At 41.6% G+C, this 15,917-nt stretch carries 11 protein-coding genes and 2 pseudogenes; 6 read left to right on the top strand and 7 right to left on the bottom strand.

The window, feature by feature from the left end; all coding sequences use genetic code 11:
* Window positions 1-224 precede the first annotated feature (224 nt).
* Window positions 225-674, bottom strand: coding sequence for a hypothetical protein (locus tag LC605_RS24680; RefSeq protein ID WP_229550143.1), 450 nt, complete (start codon window positions 672-674; stop codon window positions 225-227).
* Here LC605_RS24680 and LC605_RS24675 point away from each other — a divergent pair.
* Window positions 620-805 (top strand): annotated as a pseudogene (locus LC605_RS24675) (four helix bundle protein); the annotation flags it as partial. The gene LC605_RS24680 and the pseudogene LC605_RS24675 sit on opposite strands and share 55 nt — an antisense overlap.
* Window positions 806-925: 120 nt before the next feature.
* On the opposite strand, the gene LC605_RS24670 reads toward LC605_RS24675, so the two are convergent.
* The 3 genes from LC605_RS24670 to LC605_RS24660 all read right to left on the bottom strand — a co-directional run bounded on the left by LC605_RS24670 (window position 926) and on the right by LC605_RS24660 (window position 3,739).
* Entirely contained in the window at window positions 926-1,375 is a 450-nt protein-coding gene (locus tag LC605_RS24670; RefSeq protein ID WP_229550142.1) for a hypothetical protein, read from the bottom strand.
* Between the two features lie 1,291 nt (window positions 1,376-2,666).
* Window positions 2,667-3,302, bottom strand: coding sequence for a hypothetical protein (locus tag LC605_RS24665; RefSeq protein WP_229550141.1), 636 nt, complete (start codon window positions 3,300-3,302; stop codon window positions 2,667-2,669).
* 167 nt (window positions 3,303-3,469) lie between these two features.
* Window positions 3,470-3,739 (bottom strand): hypothetical protein, encoded by a 270-nt coding sequence (locus LC605_RS24660; protein WP_229550140.1) that lies wholly within the window; start codon window positions 3,737-3,739, stop codon window positions 3,470-3,472.
* A 150-nt stretch (window positions 3,740-3,889) separates the two neighbouring features.
* Here LC605_RS24660 and LC605_RS24655 point away from each other — a divergent pair, with 150 nt between their 5' ends.
* The gene (locus LC605_RS24655) at window positions 3,890-4,534 is read left to right on the top strand and encodes a site-specific integrase (RefSeq protein WP_229550139.1); all 645 of its coding nucleotides are present in this window, start codon (window positions 3,890-3,892) and stop codon (window positions 4,532-4,534) included.
* Window positions 4,535-4,900: 366 nt separating this feature from the next.
* Here the strand turns inward: LC605_RS24655 and LC605_RS24650 are convergent, their stop codons facing one another.
* Both LC605_RS24650 and LC605_RS33485 read right to left on the bottom strand, forming a co-directional pair.
* Entirely contained in the window at window positions 4,901-6,241 is a 1,341-nt protein-coding gene (locus LC605_RS24650) for a hypothetical protein (RefSeq protein WP_229550138.1), read from the bottom strand.
* On the bottom strand, window positions 6,235-9,441 hold the full coding sequence (locus LC605_RS33485; RefSeq protein ID WP_229550137.1) for a DUF3987 domain-containing protein: 3,207 nt from the start codon (window positions 9,439-9,441) through the stop codon (window positions 6,235-6,237). The genes LC605_RS24650 and LC605_RS33485 overlap by 7 nt, the downstream gene beginning before the upstream one ends.
* 969 nt (window positions 9,442-10,410) lie before the next feature.
* Here LC605_RS33485 and LC605_RS24640 point away from each other — a divergent pair.
* The 4 genes from LC605_RS24640 (at window position 10,411) to LC605_RS24625 (ending at window position 15,438) form a co-directional block, all read left to right on the top strand.
* Complete coding sequence (locus tag LC605_RS24640) at window positions 10,411-10,596, top strand: hypothetical protein (protein WP_229550136.1); 186 nt, start codon at window positions 10,411-10,413, stop codon at window positions 10,594-10,596.
* 369 nt (window positions 10,597-10,965) lie between these two features.
* Window positions 10,966-12,378, top strand: coding sequence for an NB-ARC domain-containing protein (locus tag LC605_RS24635; RefSeq protein ID WP_229550135.1), 1,413 nt, complete (start codon window positions 10,966-10,968; stop codon window positions 12,376-12,378).
* A gap of 21 nt (window positions 12,379-12,399) precedes the next feature.
* Window positions 12,400-14,103, top strand: a complete 1,704-nt coding sequence (locus LC605_RS24630; protein ID WP_369010371.1) for a tetratricopeptide repeat protein — start codon at window positions 12,400-12,402, stop codon at window positions 14,101-14,103.
* A 315-nt stretch (window positions 14,104-14,418) separates the two neighbouring features.
* Complete coding sequence (locus tag LC605_RS24625; RefSeq protein ID WP_229550133.1) at window positions 14,419-15,438, top strand: hypothetical protein; 1,020 nt, start codon at window positions 14,419-14,421, stop codon at window positions 15,436-15,438.
* Window positions 15,439-15,623: 185 nt separating this feature from the next.
* Here the strand turns inward: LC605_RS24625 and LC605_RS24620 are convergent.
* Window positions 15,624-15,794, bottom strand: a pseudogene (locus LC605_RS24620) (CHAT domain-containing protein); the annotation flags it as partial.
* Window positions 15,795-15,917: the final 123 nt, after the last annotated feature.

Here is a 15,917-nt window from a genome sequence, read left to right as displayed (position 1 = left end):
GTAGTTTATATTACTATACCTTGGGGTTCTGGTGGCTATGCTTTTTTTTTGCTGGTAACTATAAACAAGATTAATCATTTATTCGCGTAATACATACGCGAACACTTCTTTTTTGTCCAAAGTCCAAATTGTATAGCTGCCTTTTTTTAGTCTAACTATTGTGGTCAAATCTAAAAAATCTTCAAAAGCTGATACCTGTTGTTTTTTTGGGGGATTCTTGATTTTTACCATGATTGAGGCAGTTTTTTAGGAGAGCTTCTTTTTTTCTCTTCTGGTGAAGAGTATTTGATGTATCCTCTTGACCATGTTGGAACTTTGGGAAATACTCTAGACCAAAATAAATACGGTCTTTTTCCGGATAGAATTAAAACTGTAGCACTAGCCCAAACGCCTATTAATATGCTCCAGATTATTCCGAAAGTTAGTAGAGAGGCTAAGAAAAAACCGATGCCGAATGACAATAAAGATATTGCAAATTGGAATCCTGTTAAAATCCCTATTGATGCATTTTGACCTAGTGATTGATTAACTTGTTTAAGTTCTGGCTGTTGTTTCATTAAATCGGGAACTCTTAGTTTGGGCAGTTCTTGCAGGGAGCAGGGGGCAGGGGGCAGGGGAAATGGAAAAAGAACCAATAAAAAGTCATGAAGACTTGGAAGTATATAAAATGGCATTTGATGTAGCCATGAAAATTTTTAAATTATCTAAGAAATTTCCTGTTGAAGAACGTTATTCTAAAATTTTTCAAATTCGTCGTTCATCTCGTTCCGTTTGTGCAAATCTGGCAGAAGCATGGAGAAAAAGAGGAAGGGGTGCAGGGTGCGGGGAGCAAGGGAGAACTAGAAAAAGAAAATTAATTACCCCTGCCCCCTGCCCCCTGCCCCCTGCCCCCTGCTCCTTTCTCCCTGCCCCCTGCCCCCTTCATTTAACACGCTGCTGTAATTCCTGCAAAAAGAATACTCTGACCGATGTAGAGTATCAAAGTCACAAAAAATAGACCAATGGGCTGTTGTACCATCTGGGTAATTTCTTGCCCGTCTCCGATTGCACTAACAACCTTTACTCCCGATACTATAAAGTAAGCGAACAACACAACTGTAATCGCAGCATTCAGCACTCCGGGAAGTGCGTTGATTACGGCGTTCCCCGCAGCCCCAGCAGAGGCAAACATACACGTTAGGGCTACCTGAGTTGGCGCAAACAAACCAAATGCGAAAGAGGGCATTGTTTGACCACAGATAATTAAAGTTGTACCAGCAGCTATAATTTGATGCTGATATTTCCGCCCTAATTTTCCTATTGCTTTCGCTACAATTTGGGTTGGTGTTTTTCGGACTGGATTATTCGATGTCAAGACAATTGCTCCTTTTTTCATTGTTCTATCTAAAAATCACATTTTCACTCTTTGTTCAAACTCTTATAACTTCTAATTACGAAAAAAAGGGAAGAGGGAACTCTTAACTCTTAACAGAATCAACTAAACTTTCAGAGTTGAAAGCGAGCATCAACGGTTCGACTTCGCTCATCGTTGACCCTGAGCGAAGTCGTTGGCGCAGCCTCTCGTAGAGAAGGGTCAGCCCGTTAAGTGCGGGACGCACTCGCGTTCGGGAAAGTCACGCATTCACGCATTCAAAAAATCAAAATTGTTTTGAGAGGCGCAGCCCGAAAAACAACTCTGGTACAAGATCAATCTCACTATGAGTAAGGGTGGGTATAAATCAGTTATCAGTTATCAATTAACAGTTATCAGTTGTCACAGTAACTCTCTCGGAGATTTAACCACGACACCAAACACGCCATGCAAGAGTTCTGGGGAACTCTAACTCAATAGGGAAAAATTAACTGATAATGCGGATACTTGATAACTGTTAACTGATAACTGTTAACTGTTAACTGATTTATACCTGCCTTTTTTGTGGTGGGGAAGGGGGCATTTTACCCTGTTAGGAAATATTTATAGGTAAAACGCAACTATTTTTTTTCCTTCGCGTTCCCACTTCTCATTCAAAAGCCAGCAAGTTGTATGAACAATCTTCATTGGATTTCGATGCTTCTTTCCACCCCGGAACCAGCTTCGGACAGTATCGTAACTTTCGTATCCTAATACGAACGCCATCTCTTCATAAGTTAGCTTCCACTTCTTCTTAAACTCTACTGGGTGCATAGTATTTACAAAAAAAAAGGGAACAGGGAGCAGGGAACAGGGAACAGGGAACTCTTAACAGAAGAAACAAAAGTTGCTGAGTTGAAAGCGAGCGTCAACGGTGAGCGAAGTCGAACCGTTGACCCTGAGTGAAGTCGTTGGCGCAGCCTCTCGTAGAGAAGGGTCAAAAAATCAAAATTGCTTTGAGAGGCGCAGCCCGAAAAACAACTCTGGTACAAGATCAATCTCACCATGAGTAAGAGTGGGTTTCACTGTTCCCTGTTCCCTCTTCCCTCTGAATTGATACTTGCATGGAGGAACTTCTGAAATATTTATAACATAATTAGTTAGGAAATTCTTCAGATTCTGGGCTTGAAATATCCCAATATAATATTGGAAATAGTCGAAGGAAGTCGAACGCGAAGAGCGTCTCGTTGGCGCAGCCTCTCGTAGAGAAGAGAGGTATTACGAATTACGAATTATTTTGCCCATATACACTGAAAAAACATTTGGATGCTCTCGACTAATTTACCGGATGATATAATCCCGTGTTTTCGTGAAATTCCCAGCCTAACCCTGCTCTATCTTTGCCCTTACACCATGCTACAAAAAGCGGTGCGGGGAGTTTAATTCGCTCTTTGCGTACAGTTTCAATACTCACACCAAGTCTAGTAGATAAACCTTCTTCTGTTAGCGGTTGCATTCGCGGACTTTGCCCACGATAGGATGAATTGTTGTACGATTTATTGCCGCGCCCTTGTTGGTTGTTGAGATAGTTTTGAATTTTGATAATTGCCTCAGCCAACTGTGTCATTCGGGCTGTGATCCCTTCCACTTTTTGTGATAAATCGGCTATATTATGGATTGTTGTGCTTTGGTTGCTATTAGATTCACTCTTTAACTGTGATTCGAGCTTGTCAAGTCTTGAGCAAATGGCTAATATCGTTTCATTGGTCTGGTGAGCGTTACTATTGTTATAAGCCTTGTACTCCTCAACACTTGCTTTAATCGACCAGTCCAGGCGTTTATCTAAATTTAAGCCACCAGTTGTATCAAGCTTATCTACAGAATCATCTAAGTACAGTTCGATAAATTGGGTCAGCGTGGCTGTTGCTGTCGTGCCTAAAAAGTTGCAACGGGCGATAAACTGCGACCACATTTTTTGGTCACAGTTAAAAGATGCCAGTTTCTTGTTTTTCCCTGTTTGGCTCATGTCTAGGTAAACGGGATTGTCCCCAATAAAGGTGAGCGCGTCATCTACCTTGATCGCTACCTTGACAGTATCATTTGGGAGCGCAGGAGTGCCAGCTATTTTTTGGATTACTCTTACCCCTTATCAATTCCCGCATCAATCATTTTTGCCAATGATTCGGCATTGAATCGAGTGAGCGATTCTGCAAGCTGTTGAAAATAACGATACTGCTCATCTGCATAATCGCCAGGCTCCAGTTCTAAAAGTTCACAAAACTTGAAATAATCTGTTTGCCAATTAAATTCACCAATAGCGGTAGCGAATCTTTCTGCCAAATCCTGCGATTCTTTACTTGCGGCTGCGGGACTACCGTTGTAATTATAGGTATTACTACGGTCAGTCATTTTTTGGCGTTAATAGTAATTCTGTATTATTAACGATTTTATCCCAGGCTTAAACACTTAGAGGATTGCTTTATCCAATTTTTCATCACCTTAAAACTGTTTTGTTCTAATCGCTGATAGGATGATTAACCATCGGGGGTAGTGCAAGGGGTGAAAATTGACCGTCACGGAAAGGCAAAAGTCCTAACGCCTGAAGAAATCGGGCGCCTGTTTACTTCGGGGTTGACCACAGTTCGAGATCGAACACTCGGTGCGGTGATGCTGTACACGGGTTGCCGCGTCAATGAAGCAGTCACCTTGAAAATTAAAGATGTTTATAACAGCCAGGGACGGATCAGAGCAGAGCTGATCATCCGCAAAGGGAACAGCAAGGGGAAGTTAGCTACCCGCAGCATTCCGATTTTGGAGGAACTAAGGTGCTTCCTAGCTACTTACAAACCGACAAACTCCCGTGACGGTTTTTTGTTTCCTGGTCGATGGGGGCGTGGTCATTTGCACCCGGAATATGCAAGCCTGATCTTCCGAAAAGCTTGCTCCCGAGTGGACATTGAGGGAGCAAGCACCCACAGTTGTCGGAGAACTGCACTTACTCTCATGAGCAATGCCTCTATTCCATTGCGAGTCATCCAAGAAATTAGCGGACATCGCAATTTGGAGCAACTGCAAAATTATCTGGAGGTGGAACCATCCCAAGTACGGGGTGCGATCGCGGCGTTGTCGATGCTCTCACCGATAGTGAGCAGCAGTAATTTTGACAATGAGAGTGCGAATAACACTAACTTCGTCTCGGAGTGATAGATCAGGAAATACCATTTAGTTGATCTAGACAGCGACATTGCCAGATAAAGACTATAAGGATTTTCCCAAAAAGTCATTTACAATTCCATCGGCAACATTTCAAGGGAAAGCAACTGATAATTTAGGAGGCACACATTGCTCAATTTTACGTAGCTCAGTCGCGGCGTAGGCTTTATCCCGACATCGGCAACACCTCTTCAGAGAGCTTTTGCGTAAAATTCCGGGACTGCTGCCACGACTTGTCGTAACTGATCAAGAGCGATGTCTACGACGGGCTATTCGGCGTCGCTGAACAATTAAATCACTTTCTTGCACTCTTTAGCCTATTGAGGTTGCCAGAATCGCAACTCGTTCCGAAAATACCTACTTGTTTTTTTTACCTTCATTCTGACAATGATCCCAAGCAACCAGCACCTCATCTTCGCCAAAATCTTCCACGACTTCACCCCTGGCGTTATATAAGGTGTAGTACGGATCAGCGTAAGCAACGATAGAACCGACTTGGATCACCGGAGGTGATTGTGCTTTTTCTAGAGCCGCAATTAAATCAATCTCTTGGGTAGTTAATTCCGCCCAGTAGTCAATTTTAATTACCTCATATTCTTGGGCAACATCCCAAAACTCCTGCCACGTACACCCAGGTTTTGCAAGCACTGCCCTAATATCACTAATAGCCACAGGCAACATTTGTAATTGTTCCATCCTTGTTGCGATCGCAATTGGTGTCGGCTCACTCCCCAGAATGAGAGCCGCAGCAGCGAGAGCTTGGGTATTGTTCATCACGGTAGCAAGATTGCCCAAAGCCATACCCATCAAGCGTAAGCATTCGGTGGCATTCTCTTTTGGTGGTTCTTTTGCAAGCGCTCGCAGATCGATGGTTCTTGAGAGCGAGCGCTTAACTTCCTTGTTCAACGCTTTAGTGGCCTGCTTGTTAAGAGTATTTCCCCACTGTTGCTCAGGGCGTTCCTGTACGGCATTTTCCAAATCCTGGATACGTTGCTGTAGCTGTTGATTCTCAGTTTCCAGTTTCCTCAAACCCTCCATTTCAACTAGCCGCTGCTGCAACTGGATGTTTTGCTCCTTCTGCTGCTTGAACAGTTGTTGTAAGGATTGGAGTTGTTCTTTTACCTGTGCTTCGGCTCTGGCGGTAGCCTCAACTTGCAAGCCAATCCTGATATCTTGCTCCAGTCGCTCTAACTCAAGCTTGTGTTGCTCTTTGAGAAATGCGATGCTTTCAATATTTTCAGGAACCAATGGTTCCTGAACTTTTTTGCGTGGTGTTGGAGGAACCAATTTTTTAGCGGCGGCAGCGAAATCTGATTCACTGGGTGAGGGGTTTTCTGACAATGCAAGAGCTACAGCAGCTTTAAGTTTTTCTGGTTCCTTGGCTAACCGTACTAGTTGACGGGCTTGGCGCTCATTTTTAATATGTTCACCAAATTCGCCAGCTGCCTCAATGACTTTCTTTGCCCCCAGTAGTTGATTAATCCTCCGATAACCGCCCCAGGCGGATAATTCGCTTTGGCAGTATTCTGAAAAAGTTTTGTACCCAGCGTCTAGGTACACCTGCTGTTCTCGCATCATCAGAATTTCATCCACTGCCTGGGACTCGAATCGGTCGATGGCGGTAAAGCTTTCCTTGATACTGCTGTTGAGATTGCTGTAATCAAGTGCTGATGTTTGTTCTCTATCTAAAGTCAGCATGGTATCACCTCCAATCGCATCAGTTCATTGCCAGGGAGTGGGCAGAGAAAATGCTTTAGTTCCGACTCGATGTTCTCCAAGATGACAACAGCTTTTTTCACCCCATTCTCATAAACAAACCTAGCGACAACCCCAACTTTTTCATGTTGCTTACTCCCAGGGAAATTAACCCGCACCCTTGCACATGGAGTAATTTCTGGCGTGGATGCTTCCGGTTCTTTCAACTGGTTTAAGACAGTTTCAACTACTGGCGAACATCGGTGAGAGTGGTCAAGTTTACCGACCGAGGCAAAACCCACGCCCTGGTCAGTTTTTGACTCTAGGGAATCGGAGAGTGCATTGCCAGCAATTTCCGACGAATGTGTAGTTTCAATAATAACTTTCTCACTACGGAGGCAATTTGCATCTTCTGGAACTGTCACCGGTGACAGTCTATCTACTGGTGACAGGGATTTCCCTTGCTGTTCAGGAATTCCAGCTATTGTCACACTGTCACCATCATTAAGACTATTACTTGAATTGGGGGAGAATATTTCTGGGACAGAGGTATTGATTGGTAATTCCTGTGACTGCCCGACTGGGTCTGGTGGATGTGGATTATTTGGGGATAAAAATGCTACAAATTTAATTTGTCTACCCAGCTTGATAACCGTACCTTTCCCCATCTGCTCTAGTTTGCCGAACAGTTCAGCAGTGTAGGCAGTCACATTCCTGAATGCCTCTTTGGCACGAGACTGAATTGCTTTAATATTTCTGTAAGCATCTCTAGTGCTAATTCCATCTACGTGTTTGGTGAGAGCTGCATCCCAAATTTTCAGCAACACAGAACTAATATCGTCACTTTCGGTAGTTATTTCCTGAACCACATGAAAAGCACTGCGGTAGTATTGGGCGAATAACACCGCTCTAGATAATGTTTCTGTTTGGATTTGCCAGAAATTACTAGAATCGCGATCGCAATAACAGTCGATCAAGTGCAAAGCCAGGGCAATTCTCAATAATTGCGTTGGCAGTTTAAACATCCACGCCCTGATTGCTGGTTGTGTAGTTGCCCATGCAAGTTGTCCAATTTCCTGACATAGCTTTGTATAATAGGCATCAGCGCTGGCTGATAGCTTGACTACACCCATTGGGCAATTCTCCAGCCAGTCATAAAAAGGTGGTAACTTTTCAGCTAATACACAGTATCCTTTTACGCGCTTTGGCATGAGTGCGTTAGCTTTGGCGACTAGGAACCGTGCCAGCATCCCCTGTGAATCTTCTGGATCTTTGAAGATTTTGCGGAACATTCCAGGCTGAATCCCACCCGTGAGTGAGAGGGCTGTTTCTTCTACTACATAAGAGTCAACTTGGCTTACTCGGTCAACTTGGGCTGGCGCACCATCCCAGAGTTTGAGTAAGCATTCTAACCCTTCATTTTCTCCCTTGCCAAATTGTCCAAAGGATTTGAATAAACCTGCCAGTTCATCCCTCGCCCACAGCACACCATTATCAAATTGCTCTGACAATCGTTTGGTGACGGCCTGAATTGTCGCCATTTCAAACATATATTTACGTTCCAACGGATAGGGAGCGGATTCTTCACCATCACGCCGATTTTGATAAGCTTTTACTTCCTTCTCATACTGTCTACGCGCTTCAATTTGTTTGCGTTTAATTGGTGTCAGCACCAAACTGTCGGCTCTGGTTTTTCCTCCCCCTGATTCCAATACTGTGGCCGTCCACGCGATCGCGGGGATCGAATGAGATTCCACATTTAACTTCAATCGCTTGCCCACCAGTGACAGAATCGCAGCCAGTAATGGTTGCCAAATCACTATCGGCTCAATGTTGAGGATTTCTGCATCGTGGATTATGTCTGCTGCCATGTTGGGCAAGGCTTTATTAAAATCCAACTTGGCATTATGCCAGTTAATCAAGTTATCCAGCCGGATTTCATCTTCGGGCTGGACTTCATCCATTCTGGTTCTGACTGAAGATACTATTTGGTCAAGCGCAGCTTTTTTGACAAATGTACTATCTAGAATCTCTCCTAACTTTTGCGTTTCTTCGTAGTCAGTTAACCCAGATGACAGAATCTTGGTGACAGTGTTGACAGTTGATGTAATCATGTCTGGGACTCGATTAGAACTGTCAACATTTTTAGTACTGTCACCGGTGACACTTGCTGTTTTTCTGTCATTAACCTGTGATTGTTGAGAATTAATTGACTGTTGTCGCTGCCACGATTTTATACAGTTTTCTAAGGCTTCGTCTGTAAGTGTGGCAGTTGGGTTATCTTTTTGGGCTGACCTCCAAATTGAAGAAGCTTCCCTCTTATCAAGTGGGGGAGAACAACGAGCGCAGTATTCATCAAATAATATTCTGGGTTCTCCACTAAATCTATGCCCCAGGTGGCTTAGTCGGTTAGCTGTGCCAATTAGGTTACGTGCAAGTTTTGCACCAAAACTATTTCTTTCTCCAAGACCTGCTCCACTGTCAATTAATGATCTGTCTGTTTTGGTTAGGCAACATAAGAGCGGCACGTCACCACTTGATATATATAGTGGAATCGACGGAGTAACTACCTTCTGTTGAGGGATAATTGTCCTTAATTCGTCGTAACCATAGCGAATACCCGTTTTGAGAATGATTGCGCTTTGCCCGTTAGGTACGTTATTTGCTCCAAAGTGCCAACACCCCGCCAGCCGCATTACCCGTGATGGATTTTTTAAACTGCGATCGCCGTCGGCATACTCTAATAAGTCAGTTTGCAATCCCCGCCATAAGTCTGGGCTGATTGGTTCATTTAATATCCAGTAGCTATGAATTGATTTCCCGCCTGTGTCTATCTGCAAGCTGGGTTCTGGCAGTTCTAGCGATCCCCACAATTCCCGTTGCAATTCTTTGTGGAGATTGTCATGCTCGTAAAAGATGGTGCGGCAATTGGTCACATCTTTGTCACTGTGTCCACCACCGTTGACTACTAAGTAAACACCTCTGCCATCTGACTGCCAAGCGGTGACTGTCCTGATTAGCTGTTTGAGATTGCGTACTTCTGCACTCCTGCCTTTATCCTCATTCTTACGTGGGTCATCGCTGGGGTAAAAACTCCGCAGGTAGACTCTATCTCCTCCCTTGTAGCCCAGCGCTTCTAAATGTTGCGCTATTTGATCGCGGTCTATGGCTAAATTATTCTGGACAATTTCTCTGCTAAACACGGTATATTCCCCTGAATTGTTGGTTTTTCAAGTTCAGAGGGGGTTGCATCAGTTATCAGTCAACAGTTAACAGTTATCTAATCTTGGACTTTACTCAATACTGCGTAGGTTTTGCCTCTTTTGGCCATTATAGACAACGATATTTCAAGGCTTTCAGCCTATTTGATTTTCGGAACCGAGCAGTATTGGGACTCTATTCCCAACTGATAATGCGGATACTTGATAACTGGTAACTGTTATTCGCGCTGCTACTTCTTTTGGCTACAAAATTCGGGATATTTCTTAATCAAACTTAATGTTACAGAAACTTCAAATTTCGACACCAAAAACAGACCGTAAGAACTTGCAATAGTTCTGCGGCAACTCTATAATAGAGTTTGCAGCGTGGCAAAAACTCTCGGACAAATTTAGTGGAATCAAAGTCGCCAAACTAAAAATGCCACTTATTTGTTCCTTCGAGATCAACCCCGCTCTTTAAAAAAAAGGATGAATTTTACGAACAGACAAAGCGCTTACTCCTCAGTGGCGCTTTGTGCTTTAGATTTTTTGATGCTCTCACTTTCATATTTTCCTTCATTTGATTAGCTTGGTTATCTTAGCTCTCAATGCTTTCAGACTTTAAGCTTGATATAAATAGAGCGATGCAGATGTTACAGTCAAATTCAAAAAGTGATCTGAATATATTGAACATCGCCTACTTAGAGTTGTTTAATTTTGAGCGTTGCTTTGAGTTCTTGCGTAATTATACTATCTTTGGCAATCTCCTAAAACTTTTATAGATTTAGTACGTACTTCAACTAAGATATAGCAGTATGGTAATACAATAGCAACTCCAACTGTTAAGATTCGTGAAGGCTAAAATATACATACAGAAGTTTGCAAGTAAGCGAGGTAGAAAATGCAGGACTCAAAATCAGATAAGTAGTCATCCCAAATTAAATATACATTCAGTAGATCACAAAGTTTTTTATGACCTGTGCCAGATGGACATTTCAACAAAACACCCAGACACTAGAAAATCAGCGATCAATCAGCATTTCAGGCGAGACCGTAAGTTGGGAGCAAAGCGTAGGCGCAGCCCGTCGTAGACATCGCGCTGAAACCAAGGCTGCTTCCCAAAAATTCCCGATGGCTAAAACGCTTATTATTGCCTGAGTTTCTGAAAGTTTGTGATCTACTGACATTGTAATTGCGAGTGTAGTGTACTCCTGCAAAGAAGCAAGTTATGCGGAAGTCTCGCAGAGAAGCGAAACGAAGTAATTGCAAGGCTTTGGAATTTGGAACTGCTTAGTTTCAGTTGGCAATGACATAAATATTTTTGCATACTCAGTTATAAAAAGTTTCTAGCTCCTGCCTGCTGCCTCCAAACCTACAAAATCGCACTGCTCCCAACTGAACTGTATTGCTGTATAAATAGGGGATAGTAGACTATGCAAGCTTTTTAAAATATCATCTGCGAGAAAGTGTATACTTTTTCTTTTGTGAAATTAATAAAAAACAGCACTCAAGGGAGCTTAATAAAAGGTGAATGCTAAAGAAGCTATCCAAATCATAGATGACTTAGTGTTCGGAAAACAAGGTAGGTGGCTAGAGGAGCCAGAAAAAATTGTGCTTAGATCAGCTTGGCTTGATCTGGATTACAAGGACGTAGCAGAAAATAGTCTCTATGACATTAATCTTTTGCAGCGGCGTGTAGCACCTAAACTGTGGGTACTATTAACAGGGATATTAGGGAATGGAGAAAAAGTCACTAAGAAACGACTGCGGGGGATTGTAGAAAAACAGATAGTACTACCTGATAAGGAACCAGCAAAATGGAATGAAGCTGCTGGTGATCTACCCATACTCACAGGAAATCTGCCTGAAATATCTAATTTTTACGGTCGAACTCCTGAACTAGCAATGCTAAAAGAATTGATAGCTCAAGAGCGTTGTGTAGCAATTATAGGGACGGCAGGAATTGGGAAAAGTGCTTTAGTTGCTAAATTAGTTCAAGCTTTGCGTATGGGGTCGTATGAGTTTAATGGTTTTATTTGGAAATCAATTTCGTATAGTCCATTACTTACAGATTTAGTTGCTGACCTGCTTAGAATTTTAGCTTATTCAGAAAAACAGGAGTTAGATTTACCAGAATCCATCCAAGCTAGGATATCTAAATTGTTTGACTACCTGCGTTCACGTCGTTATTTGGTGATTTTAGACTCAGCAGAGTCTTTATTGCAGGGAGATAGAAATACCAGTTCAAATGCCTACGGTAAGCACTATGCAGAGTATGGGACGTTCTTTAATAGAGTGATAGAGGAACAGCATCAAAGTTGTTTCCTACTAACCAGCCGTGAACCATTTATTGATTTTAATCGCCTACAAAAAAAGGGACAACCAGTTAGGACGTTAAAACTTGAAGGTTTGGGAAAGGAAGCTTTAGAAATTTTTCGTTTCCACGGTTTAACTGATGAGGATAAGTGGGGAGATTTAATTCAAACTTATCGTGGAAATCCTTTATCTTTAAATATTTTAGCGGATAAAATTCAAAAAATTTGCGGTGGAAGTGTAGAGAAATTTTTAAATTTTCAGACTGTATTGATGACAGATATATTTCAAGATAGTTTAGATGAATTGTTTGAAGATAAAGGTCGTCTAACTATTTTAGAGAAACAGATTATGTTCCATTTAGCAGAACAACTAACTAAAGAGTCTGGTAATTCAATTGAATTGACCGGATTACTTAAACAATTTAAGGAGAGACAACAGAATGAGGTAACAACCTCAGAAGTACTTGAAGCTATAGAGGCTTTATATACACGTTCTTTAATTGAGCAAGAAATTAATGATAGTAAAGAAGTACTGTTGAGTTTAGAACCTCAAGTTATAAAGTATGTTTGTAGCTATGCTTTAAAATTAGTTCAAAATACAGTTTATGATTTTAAATCAGCTTAATTATATTCTTAACTTAAGAGTGTGAGTTATTGTATAAATCCTAGGTGTAAACAGCGACAAAACCCTGATGATAGCATGAGATGCCTTAATTGCGGAACGGAACTGCTGATTGAGCATCGGTTTAGGTTAATTAAGCCATTACGCCCTTTAGACTTCCGTTACAATAGAGAAATTTTTGAAGTAGTGGACGATAAAGGCATCCACAAGGTAATGAAGGTTTTGAAATCGCAGGAATCTAAAGAAATCGAGTTATTGGAACGAGAAACGCTGACGCTTCAATTGTTCGACCATCCAGGGATTCCTAGAGTTATAGACGATTTATTAACTGTTATTCCTGAAAAAAGTTATCGGACACTGCATTGCTTAGTCATGCAGAAATTTGAGGGGCAGGATTTAGAAGAATGGGCGAAAGCTAATGGAAGAATCTCTCAAGCTTTAGCTCTGGATTGGCTTATACAACTAGTAAAAATTCTCGATGAAGTACACCGGAGTGGTTTTTTTCATAGAGATATTAAACCTTCCAATATTATTCTTCAACCTGATGGTCAGTTGGGCTTAATTGATTTTGGTGCAGTCCGACAAGTAACTGGTACTTATCTAACGAAAGTTAGTGGAAGTGGGGGGAATGATATGGGGCTTGGTCATCATGAAATTACAGCAATTGTAACGCCTGGCTTTAGTCCCCTAGAACAAATTAACGGGCAAGCGTTACCGCAATCAGATTTCTATGCTTTAGGGCGAACATTAGCATATTTAGTAACTGGAAGTCATGTAATTAATCTGCCAACAGACCCAAAAACAACAAGACTTATTTGGAGAAATAAAGCACGACAGATTGAAAAACCCTTGGCTGACTTGTTAGATGAATTAATGTCTCCGGCTCCAGGGAAACGTCCACCATCTACACAAGTAATTTTACAGCGTTTGCAGGAATTACCGTTGAAGTTGAAGCTAAACCGAGCTGTTCAATCTAGTTTATTTAAATGGTTAGGAAGCGGATTATTTGTAGTAATACTTTTTGCTATTTCTCAAGGAACTTATTTAGCTTTATCTAGTTACTACTTTTATCAAGCTGGGCAACAGGATGAGCCAAAAGTCGCGAGAAAATATTATGAATTAGCAGCAAAATACAATCCAAAAAATGAAAAAATCTACAATAATTTAGCAGTAGCTTGTCAGCAGATACAAGACTTGAAGTGTGCAAGTGACAACTATGAAAAAGCTTTAAGTTTCAGACCCGACGGTTGGGAAGTACACTATAATTTGGGAAATTTTTACGACGAACAAGATCAATACGACCTAGCAGAGCAGCAGTATAAATTAGCAATTCAGTACAGTAACAACCAAGCAATGAATGCTGTCAGCAATTTATCACGGTTGAAAAATAGACAAGGGAAATATTCAGAGGCTGCAACACTTGCAGTTGAAGGATTAAAATACACTTCTTATCCTAAATGGCAAGCTGGGTTGTACAAAAATTTAGGCTGGGCGAGATTTAAGCAGCAGCGTTCTGCAGAAGCCAAAGAATACTTACAAAAATCGGTGAAATTAGATCCTCAAAGAGTAGATGCTTATTGCTTGTTAGCACAGACACAAGAAGCATTAGGTGATTTCAAGTATGCACAAGCATACTGGGAGATTTGCTTAATGGAAAATAGTGTAAATTCATCTCTGCCAGAAGTGCAAGGATGGAGGCAGAAAATATTACAGAGGATTTTTTCTTGAAATTGACGAAAATCCTTGAATTTGGTTAAGCTACTAATAATTAAGTAGGTCGGCGGAAATAATTATCGTTGGGATAAGGCAGGGGGCTATTAGCTATTAGCTGGGGGAAAAAGGGTTTGACTGGAGTTTACTTTTGTTCACACAGTTTGGTTTGATAAGAGGCAGGGGGCTATTAGCTATTAGCTGGGGGAACTAAAGGCACAAACCTCACCTGCAAGTGGCGTGATTTTTCCCCCTGCTACCTTGCTCGCGATCTCCCCTGCTTTTTGATTGTGCCGACTTACTTATCTGATTAGAGAATATCTCATAAATGTGATGCAGACTGTACTAAAATCAGCAAATAGAACAAAAAAGTGTATCCCAATTCAAGTAGCAGCAATTGCATCAACATTGTTATGTTCAAATTTGGGTGCATCGGGACAAACTCAACGGATAGCAACACAAAATTTCCAATCTGGTGGATGTGAGCCAATTGCCAAAATCATCGAAGGCGATCGCCATTGGCCAAAATTGAGCAAAGTTTGTAAGTCAGCTCAAATTAATCCAGAGCCAGGGGCTACAGTAGAAGTTTTTTGCTATCTAAGGGGAAGTATTTTACAAGTTTCTGCTGGCACTATTGGCGCTCAATGCTTACCGCCTTCTGCAAGGGAGAAAAGTGGTTGTAGTTTACAAAATGAACACAATTGCATCAATATTAAAGGACCAAACTCAGATCCAGATGCGCCGAAATTAATTACCCCTTACGGAGTTACGAGTATCAATCCCCGTCCGATGCTGTCCTGGGCTACGACACCGGGAGCTAGTAGCTACATAGTGCAAGTAGAGGGCATAGGAGTAAGTTGGTCGTTGTCAGTTCCAAATACGCGATTACCATACCCGAAAGATCAGCCAGCATTGCAGACGGGAAATGTTTATGACGTAAATATAATTACCAAGCGAGGAGAGAAGTTCATTGCAAGTCAGAGTCTCTTGGTGTTATTACCAGAAGACAGAGCGCAGCAGGTAGCGACAACAATCAAGCGTCTTCAAACTCTGCAAGAGTCCCCAGATGAATTGGCGATCGATATGGATGCTGTATACAATGGACAAGGGTTGATAGATGAGTCCATTGCGGTGTTATCTGCACGAACTAAAGTAAGTTCTCAAAACCCAGCTATTTATCGATTGTTAGGCGAACGCTACCTACAGGGTAATTCAGTATTTGCTGCTAGTAGTGCATACAAGAGTGCGATCGCGTTAGCCCAAAAACTGAACAATACCGACGAATTAGCCAAGGCACAAGCTGGAGCAGAAATTGCGGCTATTGCTGTCAGTGGGACGAAAACTGATCCATAAGTGGAAGCATAAGTTGTCCTAAACACTCGTTGGAGAATCTAATTAAGTGTATTTTTATTGCCCACTTTTTGACAAGCTCTCTAGTTTCACAGTAGAATCAAGGAATTAGAAGCATAAGTTGTCCAAAATCAATTAGAAGCATAAACAGGTTTTGACAGACAACTTATGCTTCCACTGACAATTGCTCAAAACCAACTACCAACAAGAATAAAAGCCGCCCAATAATATGGGTGGGAGTAGTTATTGCTGGATATTAGGCTTAACTGTGCTTGTCTTAATGCCTCAGCTTTAGTTAGACCATTTTTCAAGTTCTGATAAAACTCTCCGATGAGTTGGGCAGTAGATTCGTCATCTAAGTACCTATGCAAAATAAATTGTATATTATGGAAATAGTAATGTAAAATATCTTCTTGGTCACAAGAAGGTCAAAAAAATGCGATTTATTAAAGATTTAACTATTGATACAATCAAATTACTTA

It is taken from the genome of Nostoc sp. CHAB 5836, from assembly GCF_020829445.1.
GTDB lineage: Bacteria > Cyanobacteriota > Cyanobacteriia > Cyanobacteriales > Nostocaceae > Nostoc.
Note: the sequence above shows the minus strand (reverse complement) of the source record. Positions and strands in the feature narration are given on the sequence as shown.

Bases quoted from the DNA above. Each gene is read 5' to 3' on its own strand.
- LC605_RS24680 (WP_229550143.1), bottom strand. From the start codon at position 674: ATGCCATTTTATATACTTCCAAGTCTTCATGACTTTTTATTGGTTCTT.
- LC605_RS24670 (WP_229550142.1), bottom strand. From the start codon at position 1,375: ATGAAAAAAGGAGCAATTGTCTTGACATCGAATAATCCAGTCCGAAAA.
- LC605_RS24665 (WP_229550141.1), bottom strand. From the start codon at position 3,302: ATGTGGTCGCAGTTTATCGCCCGTTGCAACTTTTTAGGCACGACAGCA.
- LC605_RS24660 (WP_229550140.1), bottom strand. From the start codon at position 3,739: ATGACTGACCGTAGTAATACCTATAATTACAACGGTAGTCCCGCAGCC.
- LC605_RS24650 (WP_229550138.1), bottom strand. From the start codon at position 6,241: ATGCTGACTTTAGATAGAGAACAAACATCAGCACTTGATTACAGCAAT.
- LC605_RS24640 (WP_229550136.1), top strand. From the start codon at position 10,411: ATGACCTGTGCCAGATGGACATTTCAACAAAACACCCAGACACTAGAA.
- LC605_RS24625 (WP_229550133.1), top strand. From the start codon at position 14,419: ATGCAGACTGTACTAAAATCAGCAAATAGAACAAAAAAGTGTATCCCA.